This window comes from Microcoleus sp. T3_A4, assembly GCF_036700465.1.
GTDB lineage: Bacteria > Cyanobacteriota > Cyanobacteriia > Cyanobacteriales > Microcoleaceae > Microcoleus.
Map to the genome: position 1 here is coordinate 1 of NZ_JAUBOY010000061.1, position 22,852 is coordinate 22,852.

14 protein-coding genes and 1 pseudogene are annotated in these 22,852 nt (G+C 44.5%); 4 read left to right on the forward strand and 11 right to left on the reverse strand.

Annotation, left to right across the window (positions count from 1 at the left end; all coding sequences use genetic code 11):
- Positions 1–53 precede the first annotated feature (53 nt).
- On the reverse strand, positions 54–2,876 hold the full coding sequence (locus tag QUA07_RS25955) for an NACHT domain-containing protein (protein WP_333331004.1): 2,823 nt from the start codon (positions 2,874–2,876) through the stop codon (positions 54–56).
- Positions 2,877–3,046: 170 nt separating this feature from the next.
- On the opposite strand from QUA07_RS25955, the gene QUA07_RS25960 reads away from it, so the two are divergent.
- Positions 3,047–3,607, forward strand: coding sequence for a DUF2726 domain-containing protein (locus QUA07_RS25960; RefSeq protein ID WP_333331007.1), 561 nt, complete (start codon positions 3,047–3,049; stop codon positions 3,605–3,607).
- Positions 3,608–3,703: 96 nt separating this feature from the next.
- Here QUA07_RS25960 and QUA07_RS25965 read toward each other — a convergent pair.
- Positions 3,704–3,835: pseudogene (locus QUA07_RS25965) on the reverse strand (GMP synthase (glutamine-hydrolyzing)); the annotation flags it as partial.
- A gap of 426 nt (positions 3,836–4,261) precedes the next feature.
- Here QUA07_RS25965 and QUA07_RS25970 point away from each other — a divergent pair.
- On the forward strand, positions 4,262–5,725 hold the full coding sequence (locus QUA07_RS25970) for an ABC transporter substrate-binding protein/permease (protein ID WP_333331010.1): 1,464 nt from the start codon (positions 4,262–4,264) through the stop codon (positions 5,723–5,725).
- A complete protein-coding gene (locus QUA07_RS25975) occupies positions 5,691–6,440 on the forward strand; it encodes an amino acid ABC transporter ATP-binding protein (RefSeq protein WP_333331013.1) in 750 nt (249 codons plus the stop codon). The genes QUA07_RS25970 and QUA07_RS25975 overlap by 35 nt, the downstream gene beginning before the upstream one ends.
- A 159-nt stretch (positions 6,441–6,599) precedes the next feature.
- On the opposite strand, the gene QUA07_RS25980 is transcribed toward QUA07_RS25975, so the two are convergent.
- From QUA07_RS25980 to QUA07_RS25995, 4 genes are all read right to left on the reverse strand, one after another.
- The gene (locus QUA07_RS25980) at positions 6,600–7,325 is read right to left on the reverse strand and encodes a hypothetical protein (RefSeq protein ID WP_333331016.1); all 726 of its coding nucleotides are present in this window, start codon (positions 7,323–7,325) and stop codon (positions 6,600–6,602) included.
- Positions 7,326–7,343: 18 nt separating this feature from the next.
- Positions 7,344–8,651 (reverse strand): glutathionylspermidine synthase family protein, encoded by a 1,308-nt coding sequence (locus QUA07_RS25985; RefSeq protein ID WP_333331018.1) that lies wholly within the window; start codon positions 8,649–8,651, stop codon positions 7,344–7,346.
- Between the two features lie 62 nt (positions 8,652–8,713).
- Positions 8,714–9,367, reverse strand: coding sequence for a DUF1190 domain-containing protein (locus QUA07_RS25990; protein ID WP_333331021.1), 654 nt, complete (start codon positions 9,365–9,367; stop codon positions 8,714–8,716).
- A 214-nt stretch (positions 9,368–9,581) separates the two neighbouring features.
- A complete protein-coding gene (locus tag QUA07_RS25995) occupies positions 9,582–10,643 on the reverse strand; it encodes a UPF0104 family protein (RefSeq protein ID WP_333331024.1) in 1,062 nt (353 codons plus the stop codon).
- A 383-nt stretch (positions 10,644–11,026) separates the two neighbouring features.
- On the opposite strand from QUA07_RS25995, the gene QUA07_RS26000 reads away from it, so the two are divergent.
- Positions 11,027–13,072 carry a S8 family serine peptidase gene (locus QUA07_RS26000; RefSeq protein WP_333331027.1) on the forward strand — a complete coding sequence of 682 codons (2,046 nt, stop codon included), beginning with the start codon at positions 11,027–11,029 and terminating at the stop codon, positions 13,070–13,072.
- Between the two features lie 278 nt (positions 13,073–13,350).
- Here the strand turns inward: QUA07_RS26000 and QUA07_RS26005 are convergent, their stop codons facing one another.
- The 5 genes from QUA07_RS26005 to QUA07_RS26025 form a co-directional block, all read right to left on the reverse strand.
- On the reverse strand, positions 13,351–13,830 hold the full coding sequence (locus tag QUA07_RS26005; RefSeq protein ID WP_333331030.1) for a hypothetical protein: 480 nt from the start codon (positions 13,828–13,830) through the stop codon (positions 13,351–13,353).
- 179 nt (positions 13,831–14,009) lie between these two features.
- Complete coding sequence (locus QUA07_RS26010; RefSeq protein WP_333331033.1) at positions 14,010–15,680, reverse strand: glycosyltransferase family 39 protein; 1,671 nt, start codon at positions 15,678–15,680, stop codon at positions 14,010–14,012.
- 131 nt (positions 15,681–15,811) lie between these two features.
- Positions 15,812–18,787 carry an L-glutamate gamma-semialdehyde dehydrogenase gene (pruA, locus tag QUA07_RS26015; protein WP_333331035.1) on the reverse strand — a complete coding sequence of 992 codons (2,976 nt, stop codon included), beginning with the start codon at positions 18,785–18,787 and terminating at the stop codon, positions 15,812–15,814.
- A gap of 85 nt (positions 18,788–18,872) precedes the next feature.
- Positions 18,873–19,793: a hypothetical protein gene (locus QUA07_RS26020; protein ID WP_333331038.1), complete on the reverse strand. Its 921-nt coding sequence runs from the start codon at positions 19,791–19,793 to the stop codon at positions 18,873–18,875.
- Positions 19,794–20,121: 328 nt separating this feature from the next.
- Entirely contained in the window at positions 20,122–22,749 is a 2,628-nt protein-coding gene (locus tag QUA07_RS26025; protein ID WP_333331041.1) for a protein-arginine deiminase family protein, read from the reverse strand.
- Between the last annotated feature and the right edge of the window lie 103 nt (positions 22,750–22,852).

The following is a 22,852-nucleotide window of genomic DNA, read 5'->3' on the forward strand; positions in this document are numbered from 1 at the left end:
ATTTTAAATCACCCTAACCTTCCTTCAGTCTTGTCTTATGGTACTCTGGCTGCTTAAAAACTGTCCGGAGTATTGTTTTTATTCATATAGTTTTCTATAACTAAACTTATAAAATCAATGAATATCTTATCTTTGCTACTCTGGTAACCTACGATTTTAAAACGCTCATACATTGTTGTACTTTGAGAAAAAATTTGTATTAAAACATAGTAATAATCGATTTTTACTTCTACCAAACAAATCATTATTTTAATAATTGACGGGTTCTCGAAAATTTTTGGATAGCTCAAGCTTACCATTACTAACATTTGAGCATAAGCTATAGATTCATATCTGTCTTCTTCATTTGCAATTAATATGATTAATTTATTAATAATTTCCGCAATAAAACCTTGTGTTTCCAAATAGTCAAATAAAAATATAATAATCACGGAATCTTGTGAATTATCTAACAAATCAATGATTGCTCTGTTGACTTTTGAAATATCAATATCAAGTCTCTTGATTATACTAACAGCAGCAATAATACATATTTGATTGTCTCGATTTTGATTTATGAAATTAATCAAAGCATCCAATACTTTTTGATTGTTAACTAAAGCGTTATCATTTACGCTTAGTTTGTCTAAATGTGAAATAGCTAGCCCTTGAATCGTAGGATTTTGACTATTTAAAAATGATATTAACTTACCAATAACCACTTTGTCCAAAATCTTAGAATCAATTAAAATATTAATAAGTGAAATATTTTGTAATTCGTATTGCTCATCTTCGTTCAATAAAGCATTAACTAAAAAATCAACGGCAACTTGCTTAAAATTATCATTTTTTAAAGCTATTGTTGCTACTTTTATGGCACGTCCCTCATTATCATCTTTTAATAATTTAGGGATTAATACTTTTAAGCATTCATACTGCGGGTTGATTTTAAATAAAACTTCCCAAAGCTTAGATAGTTCGTATATTTCTAAATCAGTCTTATTGATGACTTCATTTATAATATCACAGGCTTCTTTGGGAGCGTAATATTTTAACGATTCTATGATGAATTCCTCATAACCAGGAAACATTAATTTGTATTGTTGTATTTGTGGATTCTCATCCAAGCAAACCAAATACACCCATTCACTAATAAAATGTATGTCGCCAGATTGACACGAGTAAACTATATTTAATGGTAGAAGCTTAAGCCGATACAGATTTTTCCATTTGTCTTCCTTAAGATTCGTTATTGTCTCGATCAATTCTTTCTTTAGCAGTGCTGAAATTTGGAAATTTTCTAACCATAATATAGCTACTTCTAGCCATTGGGTTTCAAAGATTCGATAGCGCTCCATGAAAAATTGACAATTATCAATTACTAAAGATGCAAAATATTCCTGGAATGTAGGATGAAAAAATGCGTAAACAGGTTCATCTGTTGCAGCTTCTCGATCTACCAAATTCAGCCAACCGAGATCCCAGGCTAATTTAAAAAGCCTATCGTCCATTTGTTTTTCAATTAAACTCAGCGGCAACCGAAATCTAGCATCGCTATCCAATCCTGCTATAGACAAACGACCGAGGGCTTGATGTAATTCTTCTCGCAAACCTGGTTGAGTCGCCCAATCAATAACCGTTTGGGATGGTTTCCACTCATAGAAATAGCGGACAAAGTGTTGATATAGTTCGGCTTTGGTTTCTGGTAATTCGACTTGCTTATTTTGGCTGAATATTTGACACAGTAGAGATAAGCGAAGCGGATTTTTTATGAGTTGGCGGATGCGTTCTTTTTGCGGTTCTTGCAGCTTTTTGTGTAACTCCTGTCCCCGTTGAATATTTTTTGATTCAGCAAACCACTGCTGAATAAAAACATCTACTTGCTCTTGTTTAAACTCCTGAGTTTTGTAAGTATCAAAGCCTGTGAGGGGATTGTTGAGACGGGCATCCCAAACATTGGTTCGACAGGTCAAAACAACCCGCACATTACCCAACCAATCAGTAAGCTGGTTTTTGATTTCCTCTAAGGACAAACAACTATTCGCCCCTACAGCCATTTCATCAACACCATCGAGTAACAGCCACACCCCACCGTGACGCAACCGTTTCTGTAGAGATGTTTTGTGAGACTTCTCTACATCAATATCAGGATAAACCAGAGCCATAGCTTCCGCTAACCATTCCTGAAGGATATAGTCTTTCAGTGTCTTTCCTTGCAAACTTGCCAGCGCAATGCAAATCGGCAAATCTTGATTATTTTCCTGAATGTGAGTGGCGATTTTATCTAACAGCGTTGTCTTTCCTGCTCCTGGTTCGCCGACAATAGCAATATGTTTATTTTTTCCAGTAGGGTTTTGTTCAATAACGTCAGTCATGAATTCATCATGTTCGTAAATTCGGGTAACGACTTCCGGTTCTAATTGATGCAACAGTTCCATAGGCACATTACCACTGCGACGCTGCTGCTGTTTCCGTTCGATTAAACCTAGCGGTACAAAAACATTGATTTCAAATCCCTGTTCAGTTGCCTTACGCCTAATTCGCTGTTCTTTTTGCTGCCGATCTAGCATGACTAAGCAGACTTCCCGCCAATCAATATTAGTTACGTCTATAGGTGTTTGTTTTTGTTTAGAATCTCTAGACTTGGGAAGCCAATCTTCAATAAACTTAGTGGGTTGCAGTTCTAGAATCGCAGCAATTTTTTCTATGGCATCTCTTTGTACCTTGTAGTCCCAGTGCGGATTAAACAGCCTTCTAACCTGATCGTCACCATTGAGTCCTGCTGCTTGTGCAAGCGAGTCATGGGTATAACCCTTTTCCAGTCTCCTGGCTTCTAAAATTGCTAACCCTTCTCTATTGGGGAGAAAACCTCTTCTTCTCTTGCTAGTTGCTGTCATTGGCTGCTGAAAGTTGTTGTGCTAGTCATCTTCTTTACTTTAGCAAACTGGACGGATTATTGGAGAGTGCAGATAAGTGCAGTTAAGAATCTTGCTAACTGCACTTACTGTCTCTGGACTATACAACTTTATCTCGATAACCTCAAAGTATCGAGTTCAACTTTATATCAATGACTTGCACTTACAACTATTCAGACGAGTTCGACTTCAACAGCGATGATGATTCGCTGCAAATCTTTCCGCAATTCCAAAGCGGAGAAATCATCAACGAGTTAGAAACGATCGCTATCGATATTCTAGAGATGATTTTAGGCGATTGCTTCCGTTACTGTCCCCAAGTTCCCCTAGAAATGATCTGTTCTCGTCGAGAAACTTTCACCCGTCTTCCCATTGAACTTTGGAAATTTTGGGTGAGTTCCAGAGTCGATATCGCCTTGATGGAACGCGGCTGTGGTGCTAGTCGCAAAGCCAAACTGGTGATAGAATGTCAATCTCATTGGCACGATCGCCCAGAGGTGCAGGAGCGCGATCGCAAAAAAGCCCGACTCCTTGCATCTGTTGGCGTTCCCTTAGTATACCTGCGACAAATCGATCGAGATCGACGCTTCTATCGTTTCTACACTCCCAATGGACAAAAAGAAGTCTTCTACAACTCAATTACCCAACAAGGACGAACAGAAGTGGAAGGATTTTTGCAACACTATTCAACACAGTTGACAGTTGACAGTTGACTCTTAGACTATAAATTTTCTGTGTAAGTCCTGTAATTAACACAGGACTTACAGACGGCATCTATCCAAATCGAAAATCAATAATCGACAATGGTATTACTCCCACTCGATCGTACCCGGCGGCTTAGAAGTAATATCGTAAACCACTCGGTTCACCCCCTTAACCTCATTCACAATCCGATTCCTGATCAGTTCCAACAAATCGTAAGGAACCCGCGCCCAATCAGCTTTTGCTCTGATCTACTGAATACGTTGTACCACATATAAATGGAATATGCTGGATGATTACAAATACCGATCGCAACTAGGACAACGGTACAACATGGGTGGGAGTTGTGCGGACAAGCTTTACTTTCTAAAATGTTAGAGAAGAAGGCAGGCACGACACGGATTGACACGGATACACGGATTAAGTATTGAGCGTGATTTACTTTAAGTAGCGTGCGTCAGTTAGCATGATTTTTCCTACAAACCAACAATTTCACAACTAACGCATTTTGCAACAAATGGTGCGTCAGAATCACACTTTCTATGCTGACTAAGAATCTCAAACCTGACGCACCCTACCCATCTTATCTATCTTTAGAGTGGTGACATAATTGTGAAGTTTCGCATAATTTGTTGGCGCGGGGATTTTGTAGGACAATGTTCGATATGAAACGTTTAAAATTAAAATCAATGCTGGTGGTGGCGATCGCGATCGCCTTTTGTTTAATTGCGATCGCCAGCTACGCCCAAGCCAACAAGACTTTAACACTGGCGACTTCCCCAGACTACCCGCCCTATGAATTTAAAGATACGGCTGTTAGCGGCAACGAAATCATCGGTTTTGACATCGATATTGCCAAATATATTACTAAAAAATTAGGCTACGAACTAAAAGTAATTGGCATGGATTTTAACGGCTTAATTCCCGCTTTGCAGGCGGGAAGAGCCGATTTTGTGATGGCTGGAATGACTCCCACAGCAGAAAGGAAAATAAATGTTGATTTTTCTGACCTTTACTACGAAGCTCAAAATACAATTGTCGCCAATAAAGGCAGCAATTTGACGAAAGCTGAAGATTTAGCCGGGAAAAAAGTAGGCGTTCAACTCGGAAGTATTCAGCAGGAAGCTGTGAAAAAAATGGCCGGGGTGGAACTGGCTCCTCTCAATAGGATTCCTGACATCATTCAAGAAATTAAATCGAATCGCCTTGCGGCGGGAGTAATTGAGGATACTGTCGCTACGGGTTATGCCGCAGCGAACCCGGACTTGGAATTTAACACAATTCCGAATACTGAAGAAAGCGGTTCGGCGATCGCCTTTCCGAAAGGTTCGAGATTAGTTCCAGAATTCAACCGAGTCCTCCAACAAATGAAAGCCAGCGGTCAAATTAAGGAACTAGCTACTAAGTGGTTTTCTCGACCAATTCCGCAAGAACCGGCTCAAGCAAATCAGCCTGCGGTAGCGCCCAAGTTCGGGTTAGATTTTGGCAAAATCTTGCCGAGTTTGCCTTATATTTTGTCGGGGCTTGGGGTAACGCTAACTTTTACCTTGCTGTCGGCATTTCTCGGATTTATCTGGGGAATCGTGCTGTCTCTGTTTAAGATTTCTAGCATTAAACCGCTGTTCTGGTTTGCCACTGCTTACACCTCAATTTTTCGAGGAACGCCGCTAATTTTGCAGTTGACGTTAGTTTATTTTGCAACGCCGCAGCTTACGGGCTATAATATATCGGCGCTGCAAGCTGGCGTAATTACTTTTTTCCTGAATTCTGGGGCTTATATTTCCGAAACAATCCGCGCGGGAATTCAAGCCGTAGATAAAGGTCAAAAAGAAGCCGCAGAATCCCTTGGCGTTCCCTACAAACTGATGATGGGCGATATTATCTTGCCGCAAGCCTTGAAAAACATCTTGCCTGCATTGGTGAATGAAAGTATTGCTTTGCTGAAGGATTCAGCTTTAGTTTCAGTAATTGGCGTAGAAGACTTGCTGCGCCGCGCTACAATTGTGGGAGCAGAAAAGTATATTTACTTTGAACCTTTGATATTTGTCGGCGCAATTTATTATTTGATGGTGCTTAGTTTAACTTGGGGGGCCAATGTACTCGAACGTAGACTCCAAAGTAGCAGTTAAGGTCGATCGCCTGTATAAATCTTTTGGCAATCTGAAGGTTTTGCGCGAGATAACTACTGAGATTCATAAAGGAGAAGTGATTGCCATTATCGGCCCTTCGGGGTGCGGCAAGTCTACTTTTTTGCGGTGTTTAAATTTACTGGAAATTCCGACTTCGGGACACATATACATTGACGGGGTGGATATTACTTTGCCGAAGGCAGATATTCTGAAAATCCGCCAGAAAGTGGGGATGGTTTTTCAGCATTTCCACTTGTTCCCGCACATGACTGTGCTGCAAAATGTGATGTATGCGCCTGTAAAGGTGAAGCAGGTGGCTAAGGATGAGGCGCGTCTCAAGGGGTTAGAATTGCTGGAAAAAGTCGGTTTGTCAGATAAGGCAGAGGTTTATCCTTCTAAACTTTCGGGGGGACAAAAACAGCGGGTGGCGATCGCCCGCTGTTTGGCTATGGAACCGGAAATTTTGTTGATGGACGAACCGACTTCTGCACTCGATCCTGAAATGGTTAAAGAAGTGTTAGATGTGATGAAAGCTTTGACGAAAACGGGCATTACAATGGCAATTGTAACTCACGAGATGGGTTTTGCGCGGGAAGTCGCCCACCGCATTTTGTTTCTCGATGGCGGAAAGGTGGCGGAAGATGTGCCGCCGCAGGAGTTTTTTAGCAACCCGAAGTGCGATCGCGCCAAGCAATTTCTAGAAAAAATGCTTTAATTCATATAAAGATGAGAGTTTTTAACCGCAGAGGATACAGAGGACACAGAGAGAGTTAGAGGAGAAAGATAAAGTTGCGGTAGGGTGCGTCAGTTTGAGATGCTCGATCGCCACGGAAAGTATAATAATATTTATCCGATGATTAACTTGGTAATTCTGTTAGAAAAACGAGAGAATTCTTTGAATCACCTGGGTATTAAAATCTTTCGGAAAGCGGTGTCTTTCCTGAGCGTGATCGAGAAAGAAAGTCTTGGGATAATAAGCAAGAGCGGCTTCCATTTCGCTAATCTTTTCTAATAAGGGTTCGATCCGATCGATTTTGTCGGGATGGCGATGTTGGATGAGAGTCGCAGCGTTCCTAAAATGCCGCCCCTCATCCTGCGTGACCAAATGTCCTACGCGAGCAAAGCCCTTCCCATAGTGTTGGTAGAATTCCTTAATATCCCGGTGATAAGACCACACGGAACCCATTTCGTCAAACATTAAACCCACTAGAATGGTGAATTCGTTCTCAATCAGAAACGAGATCGGTTCGAGTTCATGCACCCGACTCTGGTTTTTTTGGTCGATCGCCTCTGGGGACAAACCTGATACCATGTGATAGACCTTACGTAGAGCAACGTAGTGCCGTAATTCGTCTTGCAGCCAAAGTTCCATCGCACTCATGAATTCTAACGAGAACTCCGAACTGCGAGATAGCAGATGCTCGTAGAGTGGCTGACTGTCTCCCTCAGAGAACACATCTCGGCTGAGGAGATCCATAAATCCAGCCTGAATTGTAGGCGCGACTTCGGGAATTTTCAACTCATCGGCAATAAATTCATCTACACTCCACTCACTGCTAAGAATCGGAATTCCCCGGACATCATGAGTTTGTAATTTCATAGTTTTTCTGATTAGAAGTTAAGTATTCACCAGACGATCGCTCACGATATGCGGAACGATTAAGCAATGTCGTCCGGTGATCGGATTAGTATCTCCGCGCAATACGATGCCAGATGGAGTATCGCCCACAATCCAGGAACCTACGACGAAGTGGTAGCCAAAATACTCGGGCAACGGTTGATAGGACTGAATAATGAATCCTTCGCGATCGTAGCCCATCGCCTCGCGGGCGTGAACGGCTCCGGCAATAAAATCGCCTGTTTCAATAGAAACCCCAACACCTTCTAGACCGACGAGGGGCTTTTTCACGTGCATTTGGGTTAGTAATGCTGTGGATTCGATCGAGATAGTATCCGTGAAGAAAGTGGGCAGTAAAAATTGACCGTACACTGGGTGGCTGCCAAATAATTCCCACATCCACACCATCGCTCCTTTATTGCTTAAAATCTGTTTCCACAGCGGTTCAATTATTTTCACGTCCCCTGCTATCAGGCGCGATGCTAGGGCTTCATCTGCGTTAAAGGATTGGCTGGCGAGTTGCAAATCCAGCCAATCGATGATTTTCCACAGCCGCAATATCCGATTATTGAATTGATCGACAAAAAATCCTTCTTCATCCACGCCCAGATGGTTACGCAATCCTACAAGTTGGGTAAAAAAGCGATCGTTTCCCAATTCTTGATTAATAATTTCGACCAGTTGTCCTGCCATCTCGGTATCTTCGGACAGATGCTCGTCAATTAACAAGCTCAGACCGAACTGCTTTAAATCATAATGACGACTTAGAGTGCGGAATCGACCTGCAACTTCGTCCCAAAAGTTGTTGAACTGATCGGCATCGTTGGGAAGCGATCGCAAATCTCGGCTTGATTTTTTCATGTCATCTAACCACAGCCATTGATAGACTGTTTCTGCACCCAAGAGAGGAGTTTCGCCGTTGATTTCTAGAAGGCTAATTTTTCCATCTTCAGTGACGGCAAGATCGAAACGGGTATAAAGAGACATATCTTCTGCTTCGTCAACCCGATCCCACGAAACCTGAATTGCTTCCCAGAAAGCAGGGGGAATAGCGAGTTTTTTCATCCGATTTTCTAGGCCATCAGCGGTGAAAAACCAGTCCAAAAACTCCCGACACATATCCCAAAGAGCCTCAGTAGCATCCCAGATCCTCGCCTCTTCCTGGCGCGAAAACATCACCCCAAAGGGACGGTCTAAGGCTTCTGCCCAGTAGCGTTGGTTGATGTCTGCAAGAGGCTGACATTGGTAGGCGTTCTCTAATACGTGCTGCTGCCAGTTGCGTCGTCGCTGAAACAAAAAGGGATACATGGATGAAGCACCTTGTTAGTGACACTGGAGAATATGAAAAAATAGAGAAAAATCGGTCTTGGTTACTTTCCTCCGCTTCCCAAAGGAGCCGTGGAACGGACTGTGCTACCAAACCTCCCTCGTCCTTTGATAGTTCCCCGAGCTGCGTGGCCTGCGGGGCGATTTGGGGTATCGCGACTGGAGGAAAAGTAGGGAGAATCTAGCGGTATGCCCTGTAGGGGACGAGTAATCTGGGTTCTATCTGGAGTTACAATTCCGATGTTGGAGCGGTAAACGGGTTGCACTGGATAAACCCTGTAGGAGCCGCTGGAGCCGCCGTTGACCACTGTTGGAGGGGCATCATCATCGACATCATCGGTGAAATAGAAGCCGCCGAAGTCGGGTCGCCATCCGGGGGTAGCAACGCTGGAATTCGATACCTGCGAGCAAATGCTTGCTGTGTCTTCTTGGCATTCTGGCTGGGTGCGATACACGGGCGTAATGCGTTCGTATTCCTGCATTGCGTACCGGAACTGGGCCTGACACTGCTCTTTGGTGAACCCGTTGCTTTGGTTCGTCGCATCTACAATACATTGCTGTTCGGATGCGTAGTAGCGTACTTCCTTGGGTTGGCGCAACATGGTATAAGCAAGATAGCCTAATCCACCGATCGCCAGTACACCTGATGTAATTAGAAGGTAACGAATTGTTGTCGTTCGATTGTTGTTATGAGTCATGGCTAACCAGAGGTTAGAGTCATTATTTCAAAGAACCTGTAATGTGATGAATTTGCTGCCACTGAGATGATTGGATTTATACGGTCAGCCACAGTTCAAGTAATTTACCTCAGTCTGTGAGTTGGAACTCAGGACTTTGATTATAGCTTTTACTACATGGCCCGATTCAGGGTTTCCTCGATCGCAGCAAATTATCTTCCTCAAATATTTGATTTTAAATTCGCCTTTTTTGACTGCGCTGATTTCGCTGCCGATCAAGCTTTGCTAAAAATGCACCCGAAACATCCGCCAGAATGCTAATTATCCGATACAAAGCCACGGCACTCAGAATTATAGCCGTAGAAAAGCGATCGGACAACAGGGCGATCGCCGTTGCTTCAAATACTCCCATTCCCCCCGGTGCTCCCGGTACGACTAAACCGACAACAAACGCAAAACAAAAAGCACCGAACAAGTTGGGAATATTGCTAAAGTTCACCGGAGTTAAAGCCATTACCGTTAGCAAAAAACCGCAGCCCCGCAATCCGATAAAACACATTTGTCCGATTAACGGCACTAAAGGATAGCGTTTAATTGGCAAATTAATTTTGCGGCGCGACTTGACATTAGATGTTTTTTTAGCTAGAGTGGAGGTAGACTCTACAGAAAAATTTAGTTCCTCGCCCTCCACCTCCTCAGTATTTGAATTTGCGCTATTGTTCTTGGATAACTTCAACCGCTCTACAAAGAGAACGATAGGATTTAAAATGCGGGGATGAATCGCCATTAAAATAGCAGCACAACCAACAACCCGCAAAAACCAATTGAATTTCTCAAAACAAATCAACCCAATCAAAACGCCCGCAGAAGCCATCAGCAGCGGTTCCAGCAACACGCTGAGAGTAGCAGCTTTGGGGAAAATGCCGGCATTTTTGGCGTCCAATATTCGACCCCAAAAATGCCAAATATTCCCCGGCAAATACTTGGCAATATTAGTTTTGAGAAAAACTTGAATCGCCCAGGCGGCAGTTACAGGTTGCCGGAATTCCCGCAAAATCAACATCCACACCCAGCCGACAAAAATTAGAGAAAATAAAGTGACGCCAAGGGCGATCGCCAGCAACGGAAAACTTTCGGCTCGAATTTGGATATTCGCGACTTCTCGCCAGTGAGTTAAAAAAGCTTTGGCAATAAATAAAAACGTCCCGCCCAAAATCAAATAGCGCAAATAAGGCTTTAAATGCAATTTCGCGAGGTTGAAAAAATTCTGAATTCGATGCAAGTGTTGTTTTCCCATTTTCTGATCCCGATTTTGAATTTGGGATTAATTTATACTGTTTTAGATTTTATCTTTTAGATGAGCCAAGGCAGAATTGTGGTTGATTTACACGGCATGATATGACGGAATAAATCTGTTTAACCTGAGATGTTGCACCATTGTCAAGAACGGGCAAGATGCCCGTTCCACAATAACTCAACATTTTTGTGGAACAGGCATCTTGCCTGTTCCTAAACAAGTAATTGAGAATGGTGGAACATCTCAGTTTAACCTAACCTATGCAGACTTCTACAGACTGTCCGTAATGCCCGCCTTACAGACTATTTAAGGCATTTTTAACCACAAACTTAAATTTAAAATCTAAAATTTAGATCGATATACCTCACTAGGAGTACATTTCTATGCCCGGCCCGAGCCCTGACGGTCTTTCCTATCTTTTAGATGATAGCCCCAATAGTTTCGCCTTGACTCCGGGCTTTTTGACTTCTTATCCTAACGGATTTTTTGCCCTCGGCGGCAACGATTTTATTGTTGGTTCGTCGGATGCCGATCGCATCAGCGGTGATAATGGTAACGATCGCATTCTCGGCGGTGGCAATTCCGATACCCTGTTAGGGGGTGCGGGCAACGATTTGCTTAACGGTGGTGCCGGCGCAGACTTCCTGTTTGGCGATGCCGGCAGCGATACCTTGCAAGGAGGCAAGGGAGGAGACGCCCTCAACGGCGGCGACGGCAGCGACGTTTTAGTGGGCGATGGTGGCAAAGATACGCTGACAGGGGGTTTGGGCCCAGATACCTTTGTCCTCCGCACCGACTCCGCAGTCTCCGATCCAGCTACTGCTGACGTTATTACTGACTTTAACAGTTTTGTGGATGCGATCGGACTGACTGACAATCTTACCGAAGCTGACTTGATTCTCGAAGAAATATCAATCGCCCCCGGTATTTCCAATACATTAATTAAAATTCGCCAATCCAATGCTATTTTAGGCTTGGTAGCCAACGCATCTCCACAAGACCTCGCCAATACATTCATCTCTGCAACTACCGTATTGGGCAACCAACTGGATCAAGCTCGCGATTTAGGCGTTTTGGGCGGCACTCAAACAATCGCAGACTCGGTTAGCAACGCCCGGCCAGACGGCCTTTACCGCTTTACTTTGCCTGCAACTAGCGACTTTAAATTAACTGTCAGCGGTTTGACGGCGGATGTTGACGTTGCTGTGATTAAAGATCTTAACGGCGACAATTCTATTGACTTCACCGATATTATTGCTTCTTCTCAACAACCGGATTTATCGCCGGAGTCGATCGACATCAACGGTTTAGCTGCAGGAACTTACTTTGTCCGAGTTTATCAATACCAAGGCAGTACAAATTTCTCCCTCAATCTGTCTGCAACCCCTGCAACTGTTTCTCCTAACAATCCGAGCAACTTGCCGGGTTTTGACTCTCGTTTTGGGTTCGGTTTGGTGAATGCAGCAGCGGCAGTTGCTAAAGCTCAAGGTACTGCAACTTTTCCTGATGTTCCCGATTTGGGTGGCGATGAGTGGGGCAAAGATTTAATTAAAGCTCCAGAGGTTTGGGCCCAGGGCTTGACTGGAGACGGAATTGTGGTGGCAGTTATTGACAGCGGAGTTGACTACAATCACCCGGATTTGACGGGGAATATTTGGAGCAATGTGGGGGAAACCGGTGTTGATGCGATGGGTCGCAATAAAGCTAGCAACGGGGTTGATGATGACAACAATGGCTTTGTTGACGATTTCCGAGGATGGGATTTTGTCAATAACGATAATGACCCGATGGATGATAACAATCACGGCACTCATATATCGGGTTTAGTTGCTGCGAAAAAAGATGGGGTTGGGATTACTGGAACTGCTCCAACTGCGAAGATTATGCCTTTGAAAATACTGGATAGGGCCGGGGTGGGGAAAATTCGGGATGAAATTAATGCGATTAATTATGCGGTGGCAAATGGAGCAAAGATCATTAATGTGAGTTTGGGTGGCCTACAGTTGAATATTCAAGAATTGGATGCGATTCGAGCGGCTGAAGCTCAAGGCGTGATCGTGATTTCGGCGGCGGGAAATGATGCTCGCCCACAAGCAGATTATCCGGCTCGGTTTGCCAATGAGGTAGGAATTGCTGTCGGTGGTGTTACCCGAAATGGCTTGTTTGCGAATTATTCTAACCGGGCGGGTGCGGAGACAATTAATTACTTTGTTGCTGCAGGCGGCGACGCTGGCACGGCGGATTCTGGTGACATTTATTCAACTGTGCCACTTTCTCAACCGGGGATTCCTTATCGATATTTTGCGGGTACTTCAATGGCAGTGCCACAAGTATCCGGCGTGATAGCTTTAATGTTACAAGCTAATCCGAGTCTGACTCCTGCTGATATTAAGAGGATTCTTGCGGAAACTGCGAATCGAGCGGTTTGAATTAATTGATAATTGATAATTGGTAATTGGTAATTGGGAATTGGTAATGGGCTTGACATACTGTTACCAGATTTCGTAGGGGCGGGTTTCACCAACAATATCGAATTTCTACTAACAATAAACCTAAACCCGCCCCCACACAACTAACAATCTACATCAACATTGATTTGTATTGAATGCGAAAAATGTACAAGGGGTTTACCGTGGGATAGGGGCGGGTTTTATAGATTGTTAATTAACCTAAATATTGTTGGTGAAACCCGCCCCTACAAGCAAAATTAAAAATTGGCGGCGTAAGTTAAGTCAAATTGGCGGAACAGAGTGATGCAGCAGTAGCTTGGTCGATCGAATACTAACTCGTAATTCATCTGGCCGTCTATTTTGGTGATCGGCTGCTTTAAAGGGATGCCCTGAATGTCGTATTGCCGGCGTTCTAAGGCACTCCAGTCGATAATTTTGAAGTCGATTTGGTTCTGCAACTCAGTTGCGATCAGATATAGGTGCATCTTGTCTTGAACTTTCCCAGTCAGGGGAACTTTTATTAACACTGACTGGGTGACAAGGGGTTTTTGGTCGTTGGGATGCTTCTGGGTGTGGCAGCTTTTGAGTTCTATATCGTAAGGTTCTACCTTGAATTTCTCTCCACTGGCGATCGCAGATGAGTGCAAATCTTTCAGGCACTTTTCTAGGTGAGGGATCAGCCCTAAGTCTGGATCACACAGCAGTTTACGAATGTTGGAGGTTTCAGTGACTGTCATTTGAAATTTTTGATGTTATTTTTTTATTCTTAACTTTTAGCTTACCACGAAAAGCCAACCTATCGAACTCTACTTGCGACATACTTCCAAAAATGCCGTTTATAGGCAGTATGTCGCAGTGAATAAGACATTATTTTTTTGGCAGCAGACCCGTGTTTTTTTCCTTAATGTTTTATAGATTATTTCTTGGTAATTTTCCACAGATTAAGCTCGACATTAGTGTCAGCCGGAGCTATTTGATAGTTTTGTTGCTGAATTGCCGATCGCAAAGTAGAGGACGGTCTGTATAAAAACAACTCACTGAAACCGCCGGGAATTGGTGGGGGTTGGGGTTTTTTCTTTGCCAATTCTCGATTTCTGTAGCAAGAAGTGTAACAGCGGGGTTCTATTAGCAGTTTGACTTTTGGTTCTAGGTAATAACTTAAAGGCATCATATATGCGATATTGGCATCGCTGATAATTAGAGGATTGCTGGCTTGATTGACAGTCCTAGCTACTTCCAAGGCACCCAACCAACCGCTGCCTTTATTCCACCAAATGTCTGCTTGAGAACTAACTCCACCGGATATAATACCTGCGGAAAAAACTGCAACTATAACTATTTTCCACAGTTTTTGCTGTTTGAAGTTCTCCAAATTGTTACTAATTTTCGTACACAGCAGGTAAGCCACTGCTAGCTGAATTCCCACATAACAAGGAACTAAATATCGCGGATTTGCCGATCGCCTTCCACCCTTGATTATATCAGGCACTGCTAAAAACAAAGCAGTTGTTGCAATCAATAACAATACAATCAACCACACTCGCTTTGGTGTTTGTCGGCATAAATAATAAATGGCATAGCCGACTAAAGCTAGAATCATAATACCAACTGGAATTAGCAAGGCTAGTTCTGTGGGGTTGGCAGTTCCATCAATGCCAATATCAAAAAATGCTATGCTGACGGAACCAACCCACCTGCTGACTAATCTTAAGTAATTTGTTTGTTCGGCCCATGCTGTTGTGCTTCTAACTTGATTGAAGTTTTCTACAGTATTTACCAGGGAAGGCATGAAGCCACTCAATGCGATTAAAGATGCTACATAATAGGAAATGAATGTTTTCACATCGCGCCAGTTGGCAATAACTGCGACGTAAATTGCGTGGGCGGCAGCGACGCAGACAAATAACAAGTGGGTGTAGAATCCCAGTGTTGCTGTGCCCGCATAAAGCGCCCAGGAAAGAACGAGGGGGACAGCATTTTGATTTTCGCCAGAGCGCATTGCTCGCAGCAAGGCTGCACTGGATAAAATAGTAGTTAATGTCCACAAACTGTACTGTCTTGCTTCTTGGGCAAATAGGATGTGGTAGGGAGAAATTGCGAAAATTGCGATCGCCATCCACGCTACTGCTGAAGATTCAAATAACTCCCAAGCCAGCCAATAAATTGCGGGAAATACTAGCAGGCTAATCACGGCGGCCAAACTTCTCATTGCTGCAACGGAACTGCCGAACCATTGCGCCCAATATCGCGCTAGTACGTAATACAGAGGGGGGTGTTGGGGATCTTCTGTTGCTAAAGAATGTAGCGTGTCAGTTAAATTGTGTTCTGAATTTATCTGCTGATATTTTTGTAAATCCGCAGGCGAGGTTATTTTCTGGTACGAAATATCTTTGATTATTTCGACTTCGGTGTAGCCAGAAACTCTCAAAGAAGTATATGTTTCGTCGATCCAGTAAAATTTGCGATCGAGATTGGCGAAGCGAAATAAAATACCGATGACTAATACGGCGATAATTAAAAATCGCAGCCACTTGTCAAGTGAAGGGTTGTGAGAATTTAGTCGATCGCGATCTTTGGTAGATTCCATTTTATAACTAGCTAATCTCGCACAAATTTTTTCTGTTACCCCCCCGTAGGGTGCGCTAGGCGCACCCTACTAACTTAACAGCTTAACAGCCAGAGAGAGGACTTCAGTCCTTACTGCGAACAAAGGAATGATTAATCATCCACTCCTTCAATCGGCGCAAAACCCTGCCGCTGAATATTTTCGGTTATGGTGCGGGGTTCGAGGAATTGCAGCAAATAATCCGGGCCACCCGCTTTAGAACCAACTCCCGAAAGTTTGAATCCTCCGAAGGGTTGCCGCGATACCACAGCCCCGGTAATTCCGCGATTTATGTACAGGTTTCCGACTTCAAAATCGGATGCAGCTTGATCGATATGCGAAGGCGTGCGAGAATACAATCCACCAGTTAAAGCAAAATTCGTGCCGTTAGCAATAGCAATCGCTTCGCTGAAATTCTTTGCCCGCATCACCGACAAAACTGGGCCGAAAATTTCTTCTTGGGCGATAGTTGCTGTCGGCGATACTTCGGTAACAATGACTGGGCCGACAAAATAACCGGTTTCCGGTGCCGGCATTTCTAAAGCTATTTTAGCTTCGGCGCGGCCTGTTTCGATGTATTCACGGATGCGCGAATGGGCATTTGCATCGATCACAGGGCCCACTTGAGTGCCGGGATTTTCTGCTGGGCCGACATTGAGCGATCGCGTCGCTTCTAGCAATCTTGCCACAAAATTATCGTACACCGATTCGACCACAATTACTCGCGAACAAGCGGAACATTTTTGGCCGCTGTATCCAAATGCCGAATAAACAACGCCTGCAACTGCTTGGTCTAAATCCGCACTTTCATCGACAATAATTGCATTCTTGCCGCCCATTTCCGCAATTACTCGCTTCAGGTGTTTTTGCCCCGGCTGCAAAATCGCAGCATCGGCATAAATCTGACAGCCCACTTCCTGAGAACCGGTGAAAGTAATCATGTGAACATCAGGATGTTTCACCATGTAAGCGCCGACGGTGGAACCTTTGCAAGGCACGTATTGAAATACCCCTTTGGGGATTCCGGCTTCTACCAAAATCTCTGTGATTTTTGCTGCAATTACTGAGGAAACTTCCGCTGGTTTGAGCAAAGTACAATTACCAGCAACCAGCGATGCAACTGTCATGCCGACTGGAATTGCGAGGGGGAAATTCCAAGGCGAAATGATTAAAGAAATTCCGCGTGGCTGATAGCTGTAGCGGTTAGTCTCTCCGGGAATGTCATAATTTTTTCCTTGTTCTAACCGTTCCATTTCGTCGGCGTAGTAGCGGCAAAAATCAATAGCTTCGGAGACTTCGGCATCGCATTCTCTGACAGGTTTGCCGACTTCAAACACCATCCAAGCTGATAGTTCGTGCCGCCGCTGTTCCATCAATTCTGCGGCTTTGCGGAGGACGCCCGCGCGCTGTCGGACGGGGGTTTTTCGCCAACTGGTGGAGGCTGCTTTTGCTGCTTCCAGGGCTTGTTTGGCCTGTTCTTCGGAAAGCAATCCGATATTGCCAACGACTTCTGTGGGATTGGAAGGGTTGAGAGAGTTAACGGTTGCTTCCGTATTTTGGTACTCGCCATTGATTAGCGGTAAATAGGTTTTACCTAAGTTGGCGCGCACTGATTTGATGGCTGTTTCTGCTTGTTGCCGCAATTTGGTATTAGCGTAGTCGGTATCGGCAACGTTGGGAAATACTTTGCTGTAAACTAGCTGGTCATTTCCATTAGCAACGGGCGCGGCTAACAATTGTTCGATCGGCATTTCTTCGGAACTTTGCCGGATGAAAGAACTATTGGCGGTATTTTCCAGCAAACGGCGGATCAAATAAGCCATTCCCGGCAATAAGTCGCCGTAGGGGCAGTAGACTCGGACGCGATAACCCCGATCGACCAAAAGCTTAGCCAATTTGTCGCCCATGCCATACAGTACCTGCATTTCAAAGCGGCGGCGCGGGATGTTGAGAGTTTCGGCAATGGCGATCGCCCTCGCTTGCGATCGTACGTTATGACTGCCAATAGCTGCATACAAATATTCGTGATTTTCGAGCAGCAACTGCGTCATCTGCTCGAAATTTGCATCGGTAGTAACTTTGTCATTGTAGACCGGCTGCGGCCAATCTTTCTGCATCGCTTTGATAGTTTCCTGATCCCAGTAAGCGCCTTTTACCAGCCGCACTGTTACCGGATTTTTGCGTTTTTTTGCCCAGGAAATCAGGTTTCTCAAATCTTCGGCACTGTCGCGCAAATATGCTTGCAATGTAATTCCAATATCTGTGCGACTGCGAAACTCTTCCTCTAACAATAAGTCTTTCAGAATGCTCAGAGTCAAACTCTTATAAGCATACTGTTCCATATCGAAATGAACAGCCGCGCCCAATTCCTTCGCGCGGCGCAGTAACAGGCGAATTCTCTCGCTTACTTTCTCTTCGCTACCTTTAGCATCCAACGGGTCAAACTGAGAATAAAAAGCCGTTAATTTTACGGATACTTGCACTCGCGGCAAAGTTTCATCATCAGCTTTGTCAATTGCATCTACCTGCGACCAATTTTTTGCTGCCTTCGCCAGCTCCTCCATCAATTCCAAATAGCGGTTAAGATAAATTTGCGCCTCAGTTTCAGTGATGACAGCTTCCCCCAAAAGGTCAACTGTAAAACCCATTTTATCTTTGCGAAGTCGCTCTAAAGTTTTAACTACCTGCTTGATATTTTCCCCAGAAATATACTTGTGCGCCAAAGTTTCCACCGCAGGCGCAACCGTCGTCGCAGCCAATTGTCCAGGAATCGAATCAGCGTTAGTAAAATTGAGCAATTTTTTCAAAGCTTCGGGCAATTCTACCTCTTGGGCGGTCAGGTATTCTTGCAGGTGGCGGGCAATTTCCGGCTTGCTGCGGAGTGCCGGCAAACAGTCGATGAATCGAAACAATTGCACCCGCAGTCCGGGGCTAGCCATCGCCCAATCCATTAGTTTGTCGTCCCAACGCATTTGGTCTTGGAGTTGACCGAAAAAAGATCGCTTTTTGTCTTGAGTTGCCTTCAGGATTTCTTTGGCAATTTCTTGGGTTTTTGCTTCGTAGATGCTTGGAGATATTTGTGCAACCATTGGTAATTAGTAATGGGTAATTTGTAATTGGCCACCAGGGCGGGTTTATGTATTGTGTAACTACCCCCTGATACAATTATAGTTGCTATTTGACTTCAATCTTAACTTGGTAGTTTGCTTGGCGATCGCCTGAAATTTCAATAGTATAATCGCCGCTACTCGCTAATTGACCTTGCCACTGACCTGTGCTATCAGCAGTACCTAACTTTTCACCGTTAGGAGCAATAATTGCGGCGCTAACTTGACCTTCTTGAACATTAATTGTCATGCTTTGGCCGCTATTGCACTCCAGTAAGTAGCGCCTGGATATGTTGGCTCGCAAACTATTGCTCAGAGTAGTTCCCGTAGCACCAGCTTGAAAGTAAACTCGCTCGGTTACAGGGGTTTCAACCGCAGCGGGAGAAGGAGAAGGAGAAGGCAACGGCGACGGTGACGACGGCGAAGCAAGTTGGGGAACGCCAGACACAGAGGGTATTTGAGTGGGACGGGGCGACGGATAGATTGTGGCGGGCCGTGCCACTCCGGGTGCTGGGGGAAGTCCGGGCTGGCGGTTGGCGGGCGCTGCTGCGACGGTTGGAGGGCTTTCGGGGAGGGGTACGTCAGCGGGTAGTTTGATTTGAAGGTTCGCTCTTTCCTGATACATTCTCCACGCTAGCAAACTGCCGAGACTAAGGACGGAACCGACTAAGATTCCGCTGAGAAAAACTGCTAAGATTTGCCAGGAGCGAGCTGGTTTTGGTTCCGGGTTGGCAGTTGGAATTGTTGGAGGCGGATAACTTGTAATTTGAGTTGTTTCCGGCGTATTATCGGCGGTAACGGGAATTGTTTCGGCCTCGTCGATTGGCGCTGAAATATCTTCGGGCGTGGCAATTTCTGCGGGAGTTTCTGCTGGTGCGGAAGTTGCATCTGCACTGGCAATTGCAGTGCGATCGAACTCATCACTGGCAGTGCAAATTGTTTCTGGTTGCTGAGTCAAAATTTGTTTTTTTTCCTGTTCGTCGCTCATGGGGCTAAAATTATTTTACAAAGACCGCTTTTAGACATTTTACGTTACTGGTGCGATCGCCTGCACTTAAATTATCTAGCATAAGGAAGAAGGCACGACACGGATTTTGACACGGATACACGGATTAATTATCGAGCGTTAGGCAAAAGTTAGAAGGAAGATTGTTCATCTGCATACAAACCTGCCATGATATTAGTTAGCGATTTACAGTTGGGTGGGGGCGGGTTTACGAGATTGTTCGTTACAGGCGAGTATTGTTGGTGAACCCGCCCCTACAAATTCCTAATTCACGATTCCCGATTCCCGATTCCCCATTCCCGATTCCCAATTAGTAATTATTAGGCAAAGACTGCCAAAAAGGCCGCTCTTCTGGTTTCCTCACAGTATTCGTCGCCGACTGCACGTTTCCTTTCAATTCTTGATAATACCTGTCATCCAGAAAACTAACGCTGACGCCAGCAGGAAGCAGCAGTTGGCGCAATCTTTCCTGAGTGTAATCTACACCCTCAATCATTGGCCCGCGCGGATTGGAAACTAACAACTTGCCGTTAACTGGCACCGAATTGACCATATTTGGCCACCAAGCATAACCGCTGTAGCCAAACATCACCGGAACTTGAATAATTTGGTCGTCTCGGAGTAAAAATTCTCTTTTCAACTTCTCTATAATCGGATTAAGTTTCTGATTTTGCAAATAGAGATTGTGTTGAATTAAAGCACGGTTTTGCAAAGCGGCGCTGACAGTTGTTTGAGTGCTCAAACCACGATTTATCGTCACATCGCCGTAACCTCTTCCCTCCAATTCTTCCAACAGCTTAACTCCAGCTTCTGGACTGGCGATCGTCATTACATATTGTCCGGGAGTTTGAGTGGGAATAAAATTGATGATTTCATCCACTTGGCGAGTCAAAAGCCAAGAAGTATCAATATCCACTGGTGGCCCTTGAATTCTCTGAGCTTGAATAAAATCAAGTACCTCTGGATTAAAACTAGCATTGCCCGAATTCCCGTAATAAACTCGACCCATTGGGTGTCCGGGAATCGGCGGTGTAACCTGCAAATTGCCGTATCCGTCAGACCACTGACTTACAGGGTCTAAAGAACGAGGATTGCCAATTTTAACTACTTTTAAATCCCGGTTTTGAGTGGATTTAACAGGCGGGTTTTTCTCTGGTTCGCTATTGCTTTTTAGGGCTACATTAAACAGGCGTATATCCGATTCTTCTGGCAATTGAACGTAGCCGTTTTTCTGGGTATCTTGCATCCAAGTGCGATCGCCCTGGAGAACTTTTACTTTAGCGCCCGTCGGTTCTACTGCTTGTTTTAGTTGGGAGATAAATTCGCTGTTGACCGCGCCTCTGTCGCTGACCTGAACTTCGGTTACTGGTGCTGTATTGGGCGCTATCATCCAAGGGCTAACGCCCATTTGAATAGTTGTAGATGCGATTTCTTGACCGTTGCTTTGGGCAGTTGCTTTGAGATTTACAGTGCCGTTCCAGTTGCGATCGGCAAATTGTTTAGCTTCGACACCTAAAACAATATTCGTGCTGAAAACTAGAGGTTTAGCACCGGAGATATCTACAGGTTGCCAGCCGTCGCCTGTCTTCTGAAAAACGCTGATGTGAGGGCTAGCAATGCTGTCAGCCGTGATAAATAACTGAGAGGTTTTGAAGTTTTCCGACAGTGTTAAGTTAACTTGAGAAAGCATTGCTGCACGGCGGGGAGCGCTAACTTTGGTTTGTTTCCAAGTCGGTATCTTGCCGCGATCGTTATTGCGATCGTTAAATAAAATTAGCGCGCCCTTGGACAAAGACCATTGTTCTTTTCCGGCGTCGTCTTGCTCGTTAATTTGGCCATCTCGGTTGGTATCTCCCGCAAAGAAAAAGTTCGGCGACGACGCGGCGGGTGTAACTGGGGTGGGGGTTGGTGTTACAGTTGATTCAGGAGTTGGTTGAGAAGTTGCTTGCTGATTTCTCTCTAGTTCTTGTCTTTCAAGTTCTTGTCTGGCTAATTCTTGTCTGGCTAACTCTTGTCTTTCAAGTTCTTGTCTGGCTAACTCTTGCCTTTGGAATTCTTGTCTTTCAAGTTCTTGTCTGGCTAACTCTTGCCTTTGTAGTTCTTGCTTTTCAAGTTCTTTCCTGGCTAATTCTTGCTTTTCAAGTTCTTTTCTGGCTAACTCTTGCCTTTGGAATTCTTGCCTTTCTAGTTCTTTCCTGGCTAATTCTTGCCTTTGGAATTCTTGCCTTTCTAGTTCTTTTCTAGCCCGGTCTTTTTTCTCTTGCTCTTTTCTCTCTATTTCTCGACGAGCAAATTCTTTTTTCTCTTGCTCTTTGCGGGCTCGCTCTCTTATCTCTTCTTCCTCGGCTCTAACTTTCTCAACAGAACGTGCAACTTGCATTTCATAGGTAGCGACACTGAGGTTTCCTTGGTATTCGATGGTTTTGTCGATCGCCCCATCGGCCAAAAAAGAATCGTGAGGAATGAGTCGCAGCGTATTGATAGCAATTTGCCACAGGCGTTGCGACTGTTCCCAAGTAGCAGAAGAAGGATTAGAAGTGCGTCCAATTAAGACTGCTTGGGCGGCAAATTTAGCAGCCTCGTCCCAATTATATTTGGCTGTTTCTTCTATTTGAATCTGACTTTGAACGTTTTGGAGTTGCTGCGTCAGAGTTTGGGATTGCTGGCGGTGGATTGCTGATTTCCAAAGTTCTGCAGGAAACGGGGCGTTGTCGGGAGTTTTGGCAAGGTTATCTAATTGTACTTTGAGCCGATCGCGCAATTTGTAGAGTTCGGAAAGGGATTTAGGAGTTTCGCCGTCTGGCTGTCGCTCAGAGAGTGCGAGTTGGTAGTTTAGGGAAGGTTGAGCCACTGTTGCGGGGACTGCAACCCAAATAATACCGATGACGACACCGAAAGTATTGATAATGGCGATCGCAATATATTTAACCAAGCGCATATAGTTTATCCTCTGACACGCCAATAATTTTACCTAATCTTGGGAGCAATGGGGGATTTATTTATAAGGACTTACGCATGGGGGCCCAGAAACCGGGTTTTTT